This window comes from Agromyces sp. NPDC056965, from assembly GCF_042673425.1.
Taxonomy (GTDB): domain Bacteria; phylum Actinomycetota; class Actinomycetes; order Actinomycetales; family Microbacteriaceae; genus Agromyces.
Window position 1 is genome coordinate 21,718 of the sequence record NZ_JBHURI010000020.1, and the last position, 17,205, is coordinate 38,922.

The following is a 17,205-nucleotide window of genomic DNA, read 5'->3' on the forward strand; positions in this document are numbered from 1 at the left end:
GTGTGAGCGACTTCTCCCCCGCGTCGGGCCTCGCGCCGTGGCAACGAACCGCGGCCGGCGCCGGCCTCCTGGCCGCCGACGGCTCGATCGCGCCGACGATCTTCGCCGAGATGAGCGCACTCGCCGCCCGCACCGGCGCGATCAACCTCGGTCAGGGCTTCCCCGACGAAGACGGCCCGGCCGAGGTGCTCGAGGCGGCGCGGCAGGCGATCGCCGACGGGGTGAACCAGTACCCGCCCGGGGTCGGCATGCCGGTGCTGCGCGAGGCGATCGCCGCCCACCAGCGCCGGTGGTACGGCATCGAGCTCGACGCGGCATCCGAGGTGCTCGTGACGGCCGGCGCGACGGAGGCCCTCGCGGCCACGCTGCTCGCATTCGTCGACACCGGCGACGAGGTCATGACCTTCGAGCCGTACTACGACGCGTACGCCGCGATCATCGCCCGCGCCGGCGGGGTGCACCGAACCGTGCCCCTGCGCTGGACGCGTGACGGGTCGGGCGAGCAGGCTTCCGGCTCCGGCTGGCAGCCGGATCACGACGAGCTGCGCGCGGCCGTCACCGACCGCACTCGCGTGATCCTCGTGAATTCGCCGCACAACCCGACGGGTGCGGTCCTCGATGCCGAGACGCTCGCGCTCGTCGTCGAACTCGCCGAACGGCACGACGCGCTGATCGTCACCGACGAGGTATACGAGCATCTCGTGTTCGGTGCTGCGCACACCCCGATCGCGACGCTGCCGGGTGCCCGTGAGCGCACGATCTCGATCTCGTCGGGCGGCAAGACCTTCTCGACCACGGGCTGGAAGGTCGGATGGCTCACCGCGCCCGCACCGCTCGTGACCGCCGTGCTCGCGGTCAAGCAGTACCTGACCTACGTCAACGGCGCCCCGTTCCAGCCCGCCATCGCGACCGGGCTCGGCCTGCCCGACGCCTTCTTCTCGGATGCCGCTGCAACCCTCGCGGCCAAGCGCGACCTGCTCGCCACGGGTCTCGAGGCTGCCGGCTTCGCGCTCTCGCTCCCGCAGGCCGGCTACTTCGTCATCGCCGATGCCGCGCCCCTCGGCTACACCGACGGCGCCGAACTGTGCCGGGCCCTGCCCGGCCTCGCGGGCGTCGTCGGCGTGCCGGTGACGGCGTTCGTGCACCCCGACCGCCAGGGCGCCTACTCGAGCCTCGTGCGCTTCGCGTTCTGCAAGCGACGCGACGTGCTCGAGGAGGCCTCCGCCAGGCTCACCGGGCTCAGCGCGAGGTGACGGTGAACCGCCGCAACGCGAGTGCGGGGTTCACCCGGCGCACGGCGTCGATGCGCGCCTTCGAGATCCATGCGACCGCGACATCCGTGGTCTCGCCGATCGTGGCGAGTTCGACGCCCATCGGGTCGACGATCATGCTGTTGCCCGCGCCGATCGGCGGCGCCTGGTCGGCCGCGGCGACGTAGATCGTGTTCTCGAGCGCCCGCGCGGTCGTCAGCACCCGCCAGTGCGCCTCCTTCAGCGGGCCGCGCACCCATTCGGCGGGCATGCACACGACGTCGGCGCCGGCATCGACGATGCGGCGCGTGACTTCGGGGAACCTCGCGTCGTAGCAGGTCTGCAGACCGAAGCGGATGCCCCCGGCCTCGAAGGTCTCGGGCTCCTCGATCGCACCCGGGGCCACCCAGGCCGACTCCTGCTGCCCGAACGCGTCGTAGAGGTGCAGCTTGCGGTAGGTGGCGACGACGCCCTCGCCGGGTGCAACCGCGACCACCGTGTTCGCGACGCGTCGGTCGGTCGGGTCATCGCCCGCGCGATCGAGGCGTTCGATCATGCCGGCGACGAGGTGCACGCCGAGTCGGTCGGCGACCCCCGCGAGGTGGGCCGTGAATCCGCCGACGAGTGATTCGGCCGCCGCGAGCCACCCTTCACCGGGCTCGGGCGTGAAGTGGCTCGAGTACTCGGGGAAGACCACGAGACCGGCCCCACGAGCTGCGGCGAGCGCGGCGAGTCGCTCGATCTCGGCACGATTGCCTGCCCCGTCGTCGCCCGGCGCGAACTGCGCGACGGCGATGCCGAAACCATCGGTCTCCCTCTGCATGCCCACAGCCTAGGGCGATCCGTGCCCGTCGAGCGGGCCTTCCGGACGTCCTCCCCTGATATCCTCGATGTCTGGCCAACCCCGAGGTTGGCGTGGTCGAGCCGCTGATGAGCGCGCAACGATCCGGGCTGGAAACCCCGGAACTCATGCGTTCTCCTCCGAAAGGCTCGGCTACGCCCATGTCCAATTCCTCCTCCCGGCGCTGGTGGGTCCTCGTGATCCTCGCGCTGACGCAACTCGTCGTGGTGCTCGACGGCACCATCGTCAACATCGCCTTGCCCGAGGCGCAACTCGCTCTCGGTCTCACCGACGTCGAGCGCCAGTGGGTCGTCACGGCGTACGCACTCGCGTTCGGGGCCTTGCTGCTCTTCGGCGGCCGCATCGCCGACTACTGGGGCCGCAAGCGCACATTCATCGTGGGCATGGTGGGCTTCGGCGTCGCCTCGATCATCGGCGGCATCGCCCAGACGGGCGGCGAGCTGATCCTCGCCCGGGGCCTGCAGGGCGTGTTCGCGGCGATGATGGCTCCCGCTGCACTCGCGCTGCTCACCGTCACCTTCCCCAGCGGACGCGAGCGCAACACGGCGTTCGCCGTCTTCGGGTCGGTCGCGGGTGCCGGCGCCGGCGTCGGCCTCCTGCTGGGCGGCGTGCTCACCGAGTTCGTCGACTGGCGCTGGTGCCTGCTCGTCAACGTGCCGATCGTGATCGTCACCATCATCGCCGGCCTGCTGCTCGTCACCGAGAGCAAGGCCGAAGGCGACAACCGCTACGACTGGCTCGGCGTCATCACCGTGGCGCTCGGTCTCGGCTCGCTCGTCTACGGCTTCACGCTCGCCGAGCACAGCTGGATCGCGCTCGACACCCTCGGCTTCATCGCGGCGGGCGTCGTGCTGCTCGCCCTGTTCGTGTGGATCGAATCGCGTGTCCCCCAGCCGCTGCTGCCCCTGCGCATCGTGCTCGACAGGGTGCGCGGCGGCGCGTTCCTGCTGCAGGCCATCGCCGGCAGCGTCATGATCGGCGCCACCGTCTACCTGACGTTCCACCTGCAGATCGTGCTCGGCTTCTCGCCGCTGGCGGCCGGGCTCGCGAGCCTTCCGCTCCCGATCGTGATCGCGCTCGTCGCACCGATCGCCACGAGGCTCCTGACTCGCTTCGGCCCACGTCCGCTCATGATCACCGGTCCGTTGTTCGCAGCGGCCGGACTCTTCCTGATGAGCTTCATCACGGTCGGCGGCAACTACTTCACGCAGGTGCTGCCGGGGCTCGTGCTGCTCGCCATCGGCATGTCCCTCCTCTTCGTGCCCATGCAGAACCTCGCCCTCGCCGGTGTGGCCGGGCATGACGCGGGTGCCGCAAGTGCCACGGCGAACGCCGCGATGCAGATCGGCGGATCGCTCGGCCTCTCGATCTTCACGGCCGCGTACGCGGCGGCCTCGGGTGCCATCGACGTCACGAACACCGCGAGCCGGCTCGACGCCTTCGTGAGCGGCTATTCGGCCGCCTTCGTCGCCGCCTCGATCGCCATGGTCATCGGCTGCGTGCTCGCGATCGTGCTGATCCGCCCGAAACACACGGATGCCCCGGCGCACGACGCGGAGACGCCGTCGGATGCCGTGGAGGCGGTCTCCATCGACCGGTGACGCGGCGCGGACCCCGACGACGTGGCCGCAGGCACTGGACCCCCGGTCCCAGTGCCTGCGGCAGCCTCGATCGGGCTGCGACTACCCGTTCGCCTGCGCGAGTTCCCGGCCGTGGGCGGTGATCGCGTAGATGACGAGGACGTCGATGCCGATGACGATGACCGACCACCACGGCTGCGCCGGGATGAGGAGCAACTGCCCGAGGGCGCTCAGGGAGACGACGATGATCGCGACGATCCGCGCCCAGGTCGCACCCGAGAGCAGGGCGACGCCCGTGAGCACGAGCAGCAGTCCGATGATGAGGTTCCACCAGCCCCAGCCAGTGATGTCGAAGAGGAAGAGCCCCTCTTCGGTGACCGTGTAGTAGGTGTTGGAGCCGAGCAGGGCGACGAACGCCTGCAGGGCGCTGAACGCGCCGTTCAGGATGAGGATGATGGCCGCGAAGCCGATCCACCCGATCCACCCGGTCTGCTGTGGTGCAGTGCTCATGGCCGTCTGCCCTCCTGCTCGGCGCCGTCGACGAGGGCGTCGGCCGGCGATTCGGTTGAACACTCGACAGAGTGGCGCTGATCGGCGTGCGGGGCATCATTCAGATCGCATGAATGCTCGAATCGTCGCTGAACGGCGACGAAGCGGCCTCCCATCGCCGGAGACGTCGCCCGAACGCAATGCCGACACACCCGGATCGGGGCGTTGTTGCGCCGTCTGCCGGTCAATATGCTTCGACCGTGCGCGGTGATGCCCCGTCGGCGGAGACGCCGGAAGTCGAGCTCGATCAGCAACTGCTCGACGCGAAGCTTTCCGCCCCGGAACCGCAGGACCGGGGTTACGTCAGTCGCGCCGCGCAGATCGATGCCGCCCGCTCGAGCGGACGCCGTTTCGTCGGGGTCACCGCCCCGGCCGGGTACGGCAAGTCGAGCCTGCTCGCCGAGTGGACCCGCCGTGAGACCCGGCCCGTGGCCTGGGTGTCGCTCGACCGTTACGACGACGATCCGGCCGCACTGCTGACCCTGCTCGCAGCAGCATTCGCACGGATCGAGCCCGCCGCCGCGCAGTTGCCCCTCCAGATGACCGGGCACGGAGTCGCGCTGCTCGGCCGCGAGGCGCCACTGCTCGCCGCAGCACTGCGGCGCGCCCCGACGCCGTTCGTGCTGATGCTCGACGACCTGCAAGAGCTGCGCGATCCCGCCTGCCGCGACGTGCTGAGCGTGGTCTTCGCCGGCATCCCCATCGGTTCGCAACTCGTCGTGGCCAGCCGCGGTGAGCCATGGCACCTGCCGCGCGCCCGTGCAGAAGGGGACGCGTTCGAGATCACGGCCGGCGAACTCGCGCTCGATGCCGCCGGCGTTCAGGAGATCTTCGCAAACACGCGAGTCCCGCTCTCGTCCGACGATGCGCGGGAGCTCGCCGAACGCACCGAGGGCTGGCCCGTCGGCGTCGTGCTCGCGGCCGCGATCGCGGGCGACGGCGAGCGACCGCCCACGACCGTCACCGGCGACGACCGCTACGTCGCCGATTACCTGTACCGGGAATCCCTCGTCAATCTGCCGGAGCACCACCAGCGGTTCCTCCGGCGCACCGCAGTGCTCGACACCCTGTCGGCTCCGCTTTGCGATGCGATCCTCGACAGCCATGACGCTCAGCTCGTGCTCGGCGAGCTGGATGCGTCGAACGTCTTCATCGTTCCGCTCGATCGCAGCCGGGGCTGGTATCGCTACCACGCGCTCTACCGCGAGTTCCTGCTCGGCGAGCTTCGTCGTCTCGAACCGGAGTCGGTGCCGGAACTCCGGAACCGTGCGGCGACCTGGTTCGAGGCGCAGGGCTCGACGGCGATGGCGATCGAGCTCCTGCTCGACCAGCCGGCCGAACGAGCCCGGACCGCCCGCCTGATCGCCGCGACGGCACTGGCGAGCTATCAGTCGGGGCAGCTCGCGACGGTGCAACGGTGGTTGCGGACGATCGGCGACCCGGCGATCGAGGCGTACCCTCCGCTCGCCGTGCTCGCGGGTTGGGCGATGGCGCTCTCGGGGCAGGCGACGGAAGCGGCGCGGTGGGCGTCGGTCCTCGAGCGCAGCTCCTACGACGGCGAGCCCGACGACGGCTCGGCGTCGTTCGATTCCGCCAGGGCGATGCTGCGTTCGGCGATGTGCCCGGCCGGCCCGGAAGAGGCCCTGGCCGACGCCGAGCTGGCGTTCGCCGCCGAGCCGAGCTGGAGCCCGTGGCGCGACCAGGCGCTGCAGCTCCTCGGTGAGGCCCGGCTGCTCGTCGGCGACATCCCGGGCGCCGTGACGGCGCTCCGTGAGAGCGCGGCGATCGCGACGGCGACGGGGAACGCCGAGGGCCTGGTCGTCTGCGCGGCCGAGCTCGCCCTGCTGTCGATGGATGCCGGACGGTGGGACGAGGCCGCGGCGCACGTGGCGGCGGCGCTCGACGCGATCGACGATCGACACATGTACGACTACGCGACCGCCGTGCTCGCATTCACCCAGGCGGCACGTCTCGCGCTCCATCGCGGAGACCTCCCCGCCGTGCGACGAGAGCTCACCCGCGCGATGCGCGCACGCCCCACCGCGACCGATGCGATCCCGTACCTCGCCGTTCGCGCGCGGCTGCAGCTCGCCAAGGTCTTCTGGGCCATGGCCGATCATGCGACCGCGCACCACCTGCTGCGCGAGATCGACGACATCCGCCTCCGTCGGCCGGAGCTCGGCACGCTCGCCGATCAGGTCGACGAGTTCCATCGCCTCGTGACGATGAGCGAGCAGCAGGGCGAGGACAGCGGCCCGCCGCTCACCCCGGCTGAGCTGCGCCTGCTGCCGTACCTGCAGACGCATCTCTCGGTCCGGGAGATCGGCGAGCGACTCTTCGTCTCACGCAACACCGTGAGCTCCGAACTCGGATCGATCTACCGCAAGCTCGGCGTCTCCGCCCGGAGCGACGCGGTGGAGCGGGCGACCCAGCTCGGGCTGCTCGGATCGGGTCTCTGAGCCCCGCATCATCGGGTCGTGCCGGCTCCGAGTTCGTCGACATCGATCTCGAGATCGTGGCCGAGCGCCAGGGCGACCTTCGGTGCGGCGGCGACGACCCGGGGAAGACCGACGATGGGGATGACGCCGACCAGCACGTCGACGATCTGCGCCGGCGTCGTGCCCGCGCTGATCGCCGCGTCGACCTGCGCCCCGAACGACGGCTCGGCCCCGCCGATCGACACGAGCGCGGCGATCCTGGCGAGGGCGAGCGACCTCGGGTCGAGCCGGCCGGAGCCGCCGGTGGCGTCGCCCGCCTCCGTCTCGGCGAGCCGTTCGTCGTTGATCGCGAGCCGTCGCAGTCGGTCGGTGTAGTCCATGAGCCGCCCTCCCCTCGATTCGTCGGTCGCAGCCGTCCTCTGACAGGCAACCCCTGCTCGCCGCCCTCCGCATCACCTACAAGGGATGATTCGCCGCCTTCGCGGCCTTCCGTTCCTGTCGAGCCGCTTTGGATTCGGCATCGGCCTCCGCCATGATCTGCTTCGTCTCGTCGAGTTCGCCGAGCATCGGCCGGATCCACGCCATCGACGGGTTCGCGTCCACGAGCAGGAGCCGCACGAGCAGGCTGAGCGGGATGGCGAGGATCGCCCCGATCGGCCCGATCACGACCGCCCAGAACAGCACGGAGAAGAACGTGAGGGTCTGGCTGAGGCTCACCGCCCTGCCCACGACGCGCGGCTGGATGACCGACTGGATGACGGCGTTGATGACGCCGTAGACGATGATGACGGCGATCACCGTCGGCCAGCCGCCGACGAGCGCGCCGAAGATGATCGGCGGGATGATCGCGAGGAAGTACCCGATGTTCGGGATGAACGAGCAGATGAATGCCAGCAGGCCCCAGATGAACGCTCCCGGCACCTGGAGGATCAGCAGTGCGACCCAGTTGATGACGCCCTGCACGAGCCCGAGCACCGTCGTCACGACCATGTAGCGGCGCACGTTGTCGCCGTAGTTCACGAATCCGGTGACGATGAGCGGGCGGATCGGTTGCAGTTGCCGGTGCAGGTGCGGCAGGAATGCCGCGTCCATCGCCATGAGGAGGAGCATCGTGAAGATGATCACGAGGCCCGACACCCACCCGGTGAGGCCGCCGACGATGCCGCCGAGGAATCCGATCAGCGCCGACGGATCGAAGTCGGCCGACATCGCGCTCACCTCGGTGGAATCGATGCCGATCGAGTTCAGCCACGTCGCGACGGATTGACCGAAGGCCGCGATCTCATCGCCGAAGTCGGCCAGCAGCGTGCCGAACTGACCGATGGCGATGAGGATGGCGTAGCCGAGGGCCACGAGCAGCAGCGTCACCGCGAGGATCACCGAGCCCGTCGCGATGCCCCGGGGCACACCGCGGCCCTCGAGCCAGAGTCGCAGCGGATGCACGCAGATCGTGAGCACGAAGGCGAGGAACACCGGAGCGAAGATGCCCGAGATCGCGGCGAGGCCGAAGATCGCCACGGTGCCGCCGCCGATGCCCATGAGGATGAATGCGTTGCGGTGCTCGTCGCGCACCACGATCGCCTCGGGCGGGGCCGATGCCGCCGGCGCCTCGAGTGGCGCCGTCACGGCCGGCGAGCGCTTCTTCGTCCACCACATGAGGACTCCGATCCGCGTGCCGTGGGTGCCGCACGCGAGCACACCGTACGACCCGTCGGCGTCGCGGTCATCACCCATTCCGGGTGAAAGCGCCGTGCTGCGGAAACAGCAGTGGAGAGCACCCTGCTCTCCACTCTCAGGATATCGCGGGGAGGGGGGCTTGCGGCAAGGCCCCCTCAGCGGCGCATACTGGTCGGCCGAGCCGGAGACATCCGCTCGCGACACAGAGGAGCTGCACTGACTTCGCGCGTATTCGACCTGCCCGACACTCTCGCCGCCAAGGCCGACCCGGCGCTCATCGCCGGTGACGAAGAGCATTTCGCGGCCATCGCGGAGGCGCTCCGGCTCTCCATCGCCGAGGTCTCCGAACGTCTCGCCGTCGAGCTGAGATCGCCCGGAGGGAGCGGCCAGGCGGCGCTCGACCGCGACCTCGAGATCCACCGCCTGAGCGGGCGACTGCGAACGCTCCGGCGATTCGGCCTCGACCTGTGCCTCGGCAGGATCGTCGGCGCCGACGGCGGTGAGCCCGTCTACATCGGTCGCCTCGGCCTCACCGGGCCCGATGGTCGCCGGTTGCTCCTCGACTGGCGATCCCCCGCCGCCGAACCCTTCTTCGGCGCGACGCACGGCGACCCGATGGGCCTGACGAGCCGCCGCAGGTATCGCTGGACCCGTGGCCGCATCACCGACTACTGGGACGAGGTGTTCACTCCGGAGGCGCTCGCCGGGCATGCCGCGCTCGATGACCAGTCCGCGTTCATCGCGAGCCTCGGCAGCTCCCGCTCGGCTCGCATGCAGGACGTGCTCGGCACCATCCAGGCCGACCAGGACGCCATCATCCGTGCGGGCTCCCGCGGCGCGCTCGTCGTCGACGGCGGGCCCGGTACGGGCAAGACGGTCGTCGCCCTGCACCGCACGGCGTACCTGCTGTACTCCGATCCACGGCTCGGGCACCGGCGCGGCGGCGTGCTCTTCATCGGGCCGCATCAGCCCTATCTCGACTACGTCGCCGACATCCTTCCGGGCCTCGGCGAGGAGGGCGTGGCGACGTGCACCCTGCGCGACCTCGTGCCGGAGGGGGCTGGCGCCGTGAGCGAACGCGACCCCGCGGTCGCGCGTGCGAAATCATCGGCCGAACTCGTGCAGGCCGTCGAACGTGCGGTCGGTCACTACGAGCGGCCGCCTCGCACCCGGATGACGGTCGAGACGCCGTGGGCCGATGTGTCGGTCGATGCCGACGATTGGGCCGAGGCGTTCGACGCGCCGGAGCCCGGCACCCCGCACAACGAGGCGCGCCTGCAGGTCTGGGAGGAACTGCTGAGCATCCTGAGCGATAGGCACGACGACGATGTGGAGCGCGATGAGCTCCGCGCCGCGCTCACCGACAGCCCCGAACTGCGGACGACCTTCAACCGCGCGTGGCCCGTGCTCGACCCGGCCGGCGTCATCGCCGACCTGTGGACGGTGCCGGCGTACCTGCGGCGGTGCGCGCCCTGGCTCTCGGACGACGAGGTGCGGGTGCTGCAGCGCCCCGACGCCCGCGCCTGGACGGTCGCCGACCTCCCGTACCTCGATGCGGCGCGACAGCGCATCGGCGACCCGGAGGCATCCCGCGACCGTCGACGGCGCGAAGCCGTTGCAGCCGCCCAGCGGGAGGAAATGTCGCGCGTCATCGACAACCTGATCGAGTCGCAGGTGCACGACGACGGCGAGGGCGTCATGACGATGCTCCGCGGGCAGGACGTGCAGTACTCGCTGATCGACGAGGCCGAGCTGCCGAGCCGTGATGCCGACGAACTCGCGGGCCCGTTCGCGCACATCGTCGTCGACGAGGCGCAGGAGCTGACGGATGCCGAGTGGCGGATGGTGCTCGCCCGCTGCCCGTCGCGGAGCCTCACGATCGTCGGCGATCGCGCCCAGGCGAGGCACGGATTCACCGAGTCGTGGCAGGAGCGGCTCGCGCGCGTCGGGCTCGACCACGTCGCCCTGGCCCACCTCACCATCAACTACCGGACTCCCGAGGAGGTCATGGTCGAAGCGGAGCCCGTCATCAGGGCCGCGATTCCCGACGCCAACGTGCCGACGTCGGTGCGCAGCAGCGGCGTGCCGGTCGCGCACGGCACCGTGGCCGAACTCGGCGAGGTCCTCGACGCCTGGCTCTCCGAGCACGCCGACGGCACCGCTTGCGTGATCGCCCGCGACGGCCTCGAGTCGGGCGGCGTCGGCACGGATGCATCCGGCCGGCTCGCGCGCGTCAGGTCGCTGACGCCCGAACTCGCGAAGGGGCTCGAGTTCGACCTCGTCGTGCTCATCGACCCCGAGTTGTACGGCACCGGCATCGAGGGCGCGGTCGACCGCTACGTCGCGATGACGCGGGCGACGCAGCGACTCGTGATCCTGACGAGTGCGGGTCAGGTCCAGTCGACCGAGTGCATCCAGCCTGCGATGTAGGCGCGCTCGTTCTCTCCGAGCCGGACCCCCAGGCGTGGCGCCCGACCGGGGTCGAGATCGCACAGTTCGAAGATCCGACGGACGACGACCGCCCGCAGCGGCGCGTCGAGGTTCTCCATCACCTCTCGTCGAAGGGGGCGCTCGAGCATGGGCCACCACAGCCCGATCGGCGGAAGCCCGCCCGCCCGCGACGCACGTTCGTCGTGGGCCGGTTCGTCGATCACGGAGCTCACTGCGCCGGCTCTTCGCTCGGGCTCGACTCCGTAGGGAAGGGGTCTCTCATCGTTGTGCTCCTCGTTCGGACCGGCCACGACATCGGGGCCGACACTTCGAAGCTACGCGCGGGTGCGACGTTCGGATAGGGATTGACTTTTCGCCGAGGAGCACGCCGTCGGCGGCGACGGCGGCGGCACCCTCGAATCGGCCGTCTGTCAAGCCCTCGACGCCGCCCTGCGGGGCGATCTAGCCTTGCGACACCACGGTCCCTGCCGTCTCCAGCGCAGGGGCGGGCGAAGGGAACCCCATGAACATCCTGCTGATCATCGTCGTCATCATCGCTGTGATCCTGGCAATCACCGGCGGCTTCGTGCAGTCCCTGAACTTCCTGCTCTGGGTCGGACTCGTCCTCCTCGCGATCGCGGTGATCGCCTGGCTCATCCGGATGATCGCCGGTCGCAACAGCGCGTGAGCGTCGAGGCCCCTGCAGGCCGACCCCCGTCGGGCCGAACGCCACCGGCGTTCCAACCGGTCATCCTCGTGAACCCCAGCAGGGAGGGGCTCGACGGCGTGCGCCGGCGATTCGGCCTGCACCCCCTCGTCGTGGCCGATCTCCTCGGCGGGCGACAGCATCCGAAGGTCGAGCTCTTCGAGGGCCACCTCTGCCTGACCATCTGGGACCTCCACCCGAGCGGCGACGGCGCCACTCGCGCCGAGACCGAGATCGCCATGATCCTGCACGACGACGAGCTCCTCGTCGTGCAACGCGGACCCGACCACGGCATGCGGGACATCTCCGCCCTGCTGGATGCACCCGGTGGGGCCGACGAGCCCCTGTTGCCGGTGACGTCACCGCTCTCGGCCGTCTCTCGCATCCTCGACGCCGTCGTCCACGATTTCATCGAACTGTGCGCGGGAGTCGAGGAGGATCTCGACGACGTCGAGGCCGAGGTCTTCGACAGTCGGATCCACGAGGACTACCGCAGCATCTACCGTCTGCGACAGCGCATCGGCAGGATCGATCGGGCGGCGTCGGGACTCGCCGATGCGCTTCGCGCAGGCAGGGCGGAGTTCGAGACGATCTTCACGCTCGAACCCGCACTGCGCCCGTATCTCACTCATCTCGAGCTCGCTGCCGAAGGTGCGGCACGCCTCGCGTCAGCCGAGCACGAGGCACTCGACGCCGTCGTCTCGAGCCACGAGAGCAACGTCGCCACCCGCCAGAACCAGGACATGCGCACGATCTCGGCGTTCGCGGCGCTGCTCGCGATCCCGACGGTCATCGCGGGTCTCTACGGCATGAACTTCAAGAACCTCCCGCTCATCAAGTGGGAGTACGGCTGGGTCGCGGTGGGAGTCGCGGTGCTCGTCCTCGACCTCGTCGTCTACTTCGCATTCCGGCGGCGCGGATGGCTCGGCGCGAGGTCGGGCGACCGCCGCGATGCCGGCACGAGCTGATCCTCGATGTGCCGCCGCCCGCCGTCGCCGATCGAGGGACGCCGCTGACGAATCATCCGAATCGAATGATGTGCTCCTGAAACGGAAGCCGTACTCTCGCGGCAGTCGCAGTGAAACTGCGTCCGACGAGACGAAAGGCCATCGCCATGAACAGTTTCTGGGACTTCATCATCTGGCTCTTCTGGTTCTACGTGGTCATCGCGTGCATCTGGGTCTTCATCACGGTGATCGTCGACATCTTCAGGGACCACTCGCTGAACGGCTGGGCGAAGGCGCTCTGGGTGCTGTTCCTCGTCTTCGTGCCCTTCCTCGCGGCTTTCATCTACCTGATCGCGCGCGGTCGCGGCATGGCCGAACGAAACGCAGCCAGGGTGGCGGAGTCGCAGGCGGCGAGCGCCGACTACATCCGGAGCGTCGCGGGCTCGTCCTCGTCGTCGGCTGCGGCGGAGATCGAGAAGGGCAAGCAGCTGCTCGACAGCGGCGCCATCACGCAAGCGGAGTTCGACGCACTCAAGGCGAAGGCGTTGCAGTCGGCGTAGTCCGCGAGACGTTCAGCGATTCAACGGCACGAGCAGCACGGGGCGCTCCTGTCCCATGGCGAGCGCCTTCGCCACTGAGCCGGCGAAGAACTCCTCGACGCGATGGAGGCCCCCGCGCCGCCTCGTGCCGACGACGAGCATCCGCGAGTGCAGGTCGGCGGCCAGACGAGACAGCGCACTCGCCGGATCGCCCGCGAGCACGCGGAACGCCCAGGCGACGTCGGACTCGGCGAGTTCCGCCGCGAGCCGGTCGTTGAGCGCGGCGGCGACCCCCGACATCTCCTCGTCGATCGAGGGCTCGAGCGAGTCGTGGGTGCGCGGCTCCGTGTACTCGAGCTCGACGAGGGCGCTGTTGAGCTCGACGTAGGCGAAGACGACCTCGCAGCCGAACGCGCGCGCGGTGTGCTCGGCGGTCTCGATGATCCGCGATGGGAGGCCCGGCTCGATGCCCACCACGATCGGGCCGTCATCGAGGTGGGTGTCTGATTCCGACATGTCGCTACCGCCAGTTCTCCGATGAGCACCATGGAACGCCTTCGGTCAGTCAAACACGAGGGCCGGCGCTGCACCAGTGCTGGACGCGGTCGTCACGGCGCGAGGCCGGCCGTCGCCGCTGCGCCCCGAATGATCACGTTCAGGCAATCGCGGAAGAGGTCGTCGGGCGTCCGGTCGTCTCGGTAGTACTCGGCGATGCCGGCGACGACCGTCGGATACGCCGCGGCGAAGGCCGCCAGGTCGAACTCCTGATCGGCGGCCGCGGCGGGTGGTCCCGTCTGCTCCTCGAGGACGTGGCCCACCGTGAAGTGCTCCACGGTCACGACGATGAGCCGGGCCTGTCGCAAGCCCACACCGCGAGCCACGAGGGTGCTGATCGCGAGTTCGGAGATCGCAGCCATTCTCAGGGACGTCTGCGAGGTCGAGATGATGCGAGCGCCGTCGGGATGGGCGAGCAGCGCACGGCGCAGCCGCTCGGCGAGGTCGACCAGCCAGTCCTGCCACTGCTCCTCGGGATTCGCCGGCGCCGGCTCGGGAAACTCCTGTTCGAGGATGGCATCCGCGATCGCAGTGATGAGGGCCGCCTTGTTGGGCAGATGCCAGTAGAGCGTGGGTTGTTGAACGCCGAGCCTCGCCGCGAGCTTGCGCAACGTCACGCCGTCCAGGCCGTCGGCGTCGAGCAGCGCGACGGCCTCGGTGACGATCTGCCGCTTGTTCAACGCCACAGCCAACCTCCGTCGTCACTCTATCAACGATTGAGAATCGCCTCTATCGGTGATAGATTCGCGGTCTCCCCCACCGGGAGCGAAGCCTGAAACGGAAGCGACGACGATGACCGACAAGCGCACACTCCTCGACGCACTGCACGAGACGACCCACCTGGTCCCCGGCGCTCCCGCTCATGCGATCCGGCCCACCGGGCACCAGGGCGGCACCCGCCATGGCCGCACGGCACAGGCCGCGACCGCCGCTCGACGTCGGCATGGCGGCGCCGGGGCCCACCCGGCCCGGCCGCCTCGCGTGCTCGTGGCGTGGCAGCGGCGGATCGCCGAGTTCTTCGGTCGGGAACGGGCCTGAAACAGAGCGACATAAGCGGGTGAAGAAGGGAAGATTCCGGACTCCGCCTGCGTTGTCGCTTGCATGGGTTGGAATGACGATGTCATAGAGACGTTCCGCAGCAGCAAGGGCACCGAGAACTTCTGGGGTCCGAAGCTGATCATCCTGCACTCGATCGGGGCGAAGTCGGGCGAGACGCGCCTGAATCCCGTGGTCGGGTTCCGCAACGAGCACGGATGGCGCGTGGTGGCATCGAAGGGCGGCTCACCGGAGAATCCCGCCTGGTACCACAACCTGCGAGCCAACCCGTCATTCGAGATCGAGGCGCTCGTCGACGGGGAGATCATGACGGTGCCGGTGACGGCGACCGAGATCGCCGGCGACGACTGGCAGGAAGCGTACGGCGCGATCACGGCCGAGGAACCGCAGTTCGGGGGCTACCTCGAGAAGACCGATCGCCGGATCCCGGTGCTGCAGCTCACCCGTCGCTAGCGAACCACCACCGCCTGGCGGTCCGATCGTCTCGAGCACGCAGTCGCTGCGGCCGCGTCAGCGCTCGTACAGCACGATCGTCGACCGGTTGGTCTCGAACTCGCTCACTGCAGCGAATCCGTGCGTCCCCAGGATGTACGGCGCCCCGCGGAGCTCCCCCGTCGCAGGTGAGCCCGCCGTGACGAGCCACAGCCGGTCGATCCCGTCGAGCCGCGACCCGAGCCGGTCGAACTCGATCGTGATGTCGGAGAAGCCCCCCGTCGTCGTGAACGAGCGGACGAACGCGATATCTCGCGTGTTCGCGAACGCGGCAGGATAACCGGCGAGCGCCAGCCGAGGCTGCGTATTGCCGAAGTTCGAGTCCTCAAGGAACATCCCGTCGCCGGGTTCGGCGTGTCGCTGAATGTAGACGGCGATCTGGGCGAGGTCGCTTCCATCGTTCTTGGCCAGGGGCGTGCGCTGGGCGAGGTAGCCGGGTGCGCACGCCAGTGCGAGCGCAGCCACCAGCAGCCAGGCCACCTGCTTCAGCGGCGTGATGGTGAAGGCGAGTGCGAGGAGCACGGCGATCGCCGGCACCGCGAAGGACAGGTAGCGGGGCGTGAACACCGAGCCGATCGCGGCATCCGCCATCAACAGGATGAGCAGGGGGATGAAGAACCAGGCCAGTGCGAGACCGAGCAGTCGGCGCCGTGCAGCCGAGAGGCGACGAGCGAAGCACAGGATCAGCACGAGGGCGACCACGCTCGCGCCCGTCGCGACGTCCCGGGACAGTTGGAAGGCGGGCTCCGTCAGGATCCCCCAGAGATCTCGGCCGGGCTGGAAGGCGATCCAGGAGATCTGCTGCTTCTGGCGGAGACCCGCCTGGATCAGCGGGAGCGCGACCAGACCGGCGAGCGCGGCAGCGGCCAGCCAGGCGAGGAGAGCTCGGCGCCGGCGATGGTGGCGCCAGAGGTGGAACCCGTGGACCGGGATGAGGAGCAGGGAGTACAGGAAGACGGCGGCTCCGACGACGAGCATGGCCGCGTAGGCCCACCACCAGCGACGGCGCCTGCTGCGGAGCGCGACCAGCAGGACGACCGTGGTCCACACGGCGAGTGCCGCGCTCAGTGCATAGGAGCGCGCCTCGGCACCGATGAAGGTGACGTGAGGCAGCACCGCGAAGACCGCACCGGAGATGACCGCGACGTGCAGGCTCGTGAACATCGAGACCAGCACGACCAGTCCGGCGGCCGCAGCGCCGATGGCCAGAGCGGAGAGGGAACGGGTGGCCAGCTCCGACTCACCGACGAGACCCATCCACACCTTCATCAGCGAGTAGTAGCTGAGGTGGACGACGTCGATGTACTCGGTGAGGGTGAACAGCTCCCTCCAACTGAGCCGAGCAGCCATCACGGTGGCCACCTCGTCGAACCAGTACGAGGGAACCCACGATCCGGCGAGGGACACGACGAACGCGACGAAGCCGACAGCGGTCGCCCTGCGGTTCCGCAGCACCGGGAACGGAGTCCCCCGGTGCGACGACTCCTCCGGTGCAATCGGCTTCTCCGGTGCAATCGACGCTGTCTGCACGAGGCCCCTCTCCCTCAGATCCCCTGAGAGGATACCGATCACTCGCCGGCCGGGTGCGTGCGCCGTCTGCGACAACCACCTCGGTGCGCCAGTACCGACGGAGATCCTCTCGGAGGAGTTGTCGGCGAAGGGGTTTCGTTACGTGTTCGGGCGAGAATTCTTCGCGGGCACGTGAAGCGCAGAGAACCCGGCGGCGATCAACGCCGCACCGACGAGCGCCACGATGGTGAGACCCCATCCGGTATCGACGGTGCTCGTCACGCCGGACACCTCGTAGGTGCACGAGAGACCGAGCGGCCACCATGTGCCAGTGCCCCGGAGCGTGGACAGCGCGGACTCGACGGGAGTGAACAGCTCAGTGCACGCGAAGTACGGGTCCCTGACGTTCACCCAATAGTGGTGGAGCAGGCTGAGCCCGGTGAGGAAGCAACCGCCGACAACGGCAAGCACGACAATTGCTCTTCCCTGCCTGCCGATCCGGCGTCGTTGCATCGGTGTCCCGTTCCGGTCATTGCCGAGCTGCGTTGCGAGATGACGCTATTGATGAAGGCGGTCGTGGACAACCCCCATTCCTGGACCCTCGAAGCAACCGAG

18 protein-coding genes are annotated in these 17,205 nt (G+C 69.3%); 9 read left to right on the forward strand and 9 right to left on the reverse strand.

Going from position 1 to position 17,205, the window contains the following annotated elements; all coding sequences use genetic code 11:
* Positions 1–2: 2 nt before the first annotated feature.
* Positions 3–1,253: an aminotransferase class I/II-fold pyridoxal phosphate-dependent enzyme gene (locus ACFTQE_RS07250; RefSeq protein WP_376924404.1), complete on the forward strand. Its 1,251-nt coding sequence runs from the start codon at positions 3–5 to the stop codon at positions 1,251–1,253.
* Here the strand turns inward: ACFTQE_RS07250 and ACFTQE_RS07255 are convergent.
* The gene (locus ACFTQE_RS07255) at positions 1,240–2,073 is read right to left on the reverse strand and encodes a carbon-nitrogen hydrolase family protein (protein WP_376924405.1); all 834 of its coding nucleotides are present in this window, start codon (positions 2,071–2,073) and stop codon (positions 1,240–1,242) included. The two genes, ACFTQE_RS07250 and ACFTQE_RS07255, sit on opposite strands and share 14 nt — an antisense overlap.
* Before the next feature lie 179 nt (positions 2,074–2,252).
* On the opposite strand from ACFTQE_RS07255, the gene ACFTQE_RS07260 reads away from it, so the two are divergent.
* Positions 2,253–3,713 carry an MFS transporter gene (locus tag ACFTQE_RS07260; protein ID WP_376924406.1) on the forward strand — a complete coding sequence of 487 codons (1,461 nt, stop codon included), beginning with the start codon at positions 2,253–2,255 and terminating at the stop codon, positions 3,711–3,713.
* Between the two features lie 81 nt (positions 3,714–3,794).
* Here ACFTQE_RS07260 and ACFTQE_RS07265 read toward each other — a convergent pair whose 3' ends face one another.
* Positions 3,795–4,202: a hypothetical protein gene (locus tag ACFTQE_RS07265; protein ID WP_376924407.1), complete on the reverse strand. Its 408-nt coding sequence runs from the start codon at positions 4,200–4,202 to the stop codon at positions 3,795–3,797.
* Between the two features lie 239 nt (positions 4,203–4,441).
* Here ACFTQE_RS07265 and ACFTQE_RS07270 point away from each other — a divergent pair, with 239 nt between their 5' ends.
* Positions 4,442–6,700 carry a LuxR C-terminal-related transcriptional regulator gene (locus ACFTQE_RS07270; RefSeq protein ID WP_376924408.1) on the forward strand — a complete coding sequence of 753 codons (2,259 nt, stop codon included), beginning with the start codon at positions 4,442–4,444 and terminating at the stop codon, positions 6,698–6,700.
* A gap of 8 nt (positions 6,701–6,708) precedes the next feature.
* On the opposite strand, the gene ACFTQE_RS07275 is transcribed toward ACFTQE_RS07270, so the two are convergent.
* Together ACFTQE_RS07275 and ACFTQE_RS07280 are read right to left on the reverse strand one after the other, a co-directional pair.
* Entirely contained in the window at positions 6,709–7,059 is a 351-nt protein-coding gene (locus ACFTQE_RS07275; RefSeq protein WP_376924409.1) for a carboxymuconolactone decarboxylase family protein, read from the reverse strand.
* 76 nt (positions 7,060–7,135) lie between these two features.
* Positions 7,136–8,413 carry an AI-2E family transporter gene (locus ACFTQE_RS07280; protein ID WP_376924410.1) on the reverse strand — a complete coding sequence of 426 codons (1,278 nt, stop codon included), beginning with the start codon at positions 8,411–8,413 and terminating at the stop codon, positions 7,136–7,138.
* Positions 8,414–8,572: 159 nt separating this feature from the next.
* On the opposite strand from ACFTQE_RS07280, the gene helR reads away from it, so the two are divergent.
* Entirely contained in the window at positions 8,573–10,786 is a 2,214-nt protein-coding gene (gene helR, locus ACFTQE_RS07285) for an RNA polymerase recycling motor ATPase HelR (protein ID WP_376924433.1), read from the forward strand.
* On the opposite strand, the gene ACFTQE_RS07290 is transcribed toward helR, so the two are convergent.
* Positions 10,747–11,019 (reverse strand): hypothetical protein, encoded by a 273-nt coding sequence (locus ACFTQE_RS07290; protein ID WP_376924411.1) that lies wholly within the window; start codon positions 11,017–11,019, stop codon positions 10,747–10,749. The two genes, helR and ACFTQE_RS07290, sit on opposite strands and share 40 nt — an antisense overlap.
* Before the next feature lie 290 nt (positions 11,020–11,309).
* Here ACFTQE_RS07290 and ACFTQE_RS07295 point away from each other — a divergent pair, with 290 nt between their 5' ends.
* The 3 genes from ACFTQE_RS07295 (at position 11,310) to ACFTQE_RS07305 (ending at position 12,999) form a co-directional block, all read left to right on the forward strand.
* Positions 11,310–11,474 carry a hypothetical protein gene (locus tag ACFTQE_RS07295; RefSeq protein ID WP_376924412.1) on the forward strand — a complete coding sequence of 55 codons (165 nt, stop codon included), beginning with the start codon at positions 11,310–11,312 and terminating at the stop codon, positions 11,472–11,474.
* A complete protein-coding gene (locus ACFTQE_RS07300; RefSeq protein WP_376924413.1) occupies positions 11,471–12,460 on the forward strand; it encodes a CorA family divalent cation transporter in 990 nt (329 codons plus the stop codon). Before ACFTQE_RS07295 ends, ACFTQE_RS07300 begins: the two co-directional genes overlap by 4 nt.
* Positions 12,461–12,606: 146 nt before the next feature.
* Positions 12,607–12,999: an SHOCT domain-containing protein gene (locus ACFTQE_RS07305; protein ID WP_375837252.1), complete on the forward strand. Its 393-nt coding sequence runs from the start codon at positions 12,607–12,609 to the stop codon at positions 12,997–12,999.
* 12 nt (positions 13,000–13,011) lie between these two features.
* Here the strand turns inward: ACFTQE_RS07305 and ACFTQE_RS07310 are convergent, their stop codons facing one another.
* Together ACFTQE_RS07310 and ACFTQE_RS07315 are read right to left on the reverse strand one after the other, a co-directional pair.
* Positions 13,012–13,494 (reverse strand): universal stress protein, encoded by a 483-nt coding sequence (locus tag ACFTQE_RS07310; RefSeq protein ID WP_376924414.1) that lies wholly within the window; start codon positions 13,492–13,494, stop codon positions 13,012–13,014.
* A 92-nt stretch (positions 13,495–13,586) separates the two neighbouring features.
* Entirely contained in the window at positions 13,587–14,219 is a 633-nt protein-coding gene (locus ACFTQE_RS07315) for a TetR/AcrR family transcriptional regulator C-terminal domain-containing protein (protein ID WP_376924415.1), read from the reverse strand.
* 106 nt (positions 14,220–14,325) lie between these two features.
* Here ACFTQE_RS07315 and ACFTQE_RS07320 point away from each other — a divergent pair, with 106 nt between their 5' ends.
* Entirely contained in the window at positions 14,326–14,571 is a 246-nt protein-coding gene (locus tag ACFTQE_RS07320; RefSeq protein ID WP_376924416.1) for a hypothetical protein, read from the forward strand.
* A 63-nt stretch (positions 14,572–14,634) separates the two neighbouring features.
* Positions 14,635–15,042 (forward strand): nitroreductase/quinone reductase family protein, encoded by a 408-nt coding sequence (locus ACFTQE_RS07325; protein WP_376924417.1) that lies wholly within the window; start codon positions 14,635–14,637, stop codon positions 15,040–15,042.
* Between the two features lie 57 nt (positions 15,043–15,099).
* On the opposite strand, the gene ACFTQE_RS07330 is transcribed toward ACFTQE_RS07325, so the two are convergent.
* Both ACFTQE_RS07330 and ACFTQE_RS07335 read right to left on the reverse strand, forming a co-directional pair.
* Positions 15,100–16,611, reverse strand: coding sequence for a hypothetical protein (locus tag ACFTQE_RS07330; protein ID WP_376924418.1), 1,512 nt, complete (start codon positions 16,609–16,611; stop codon positions 15,100–15,102).
* 138 nt (positions 16,612–16,749) lie between these two features.
* Positions 16,750–17,103: a hypothetical protein gene (locus tag ACFTQE_RS07335; RefSeq protein ID WP_376924419.1), complete on the reverse strand. Its 354-nt coding sequence runs from the start codon at positions 17,101–17,103 to the stop codon at positions 16,750–16,752.
* Positions 17,104–17,205: the final 102 nt, after the last annotated feature.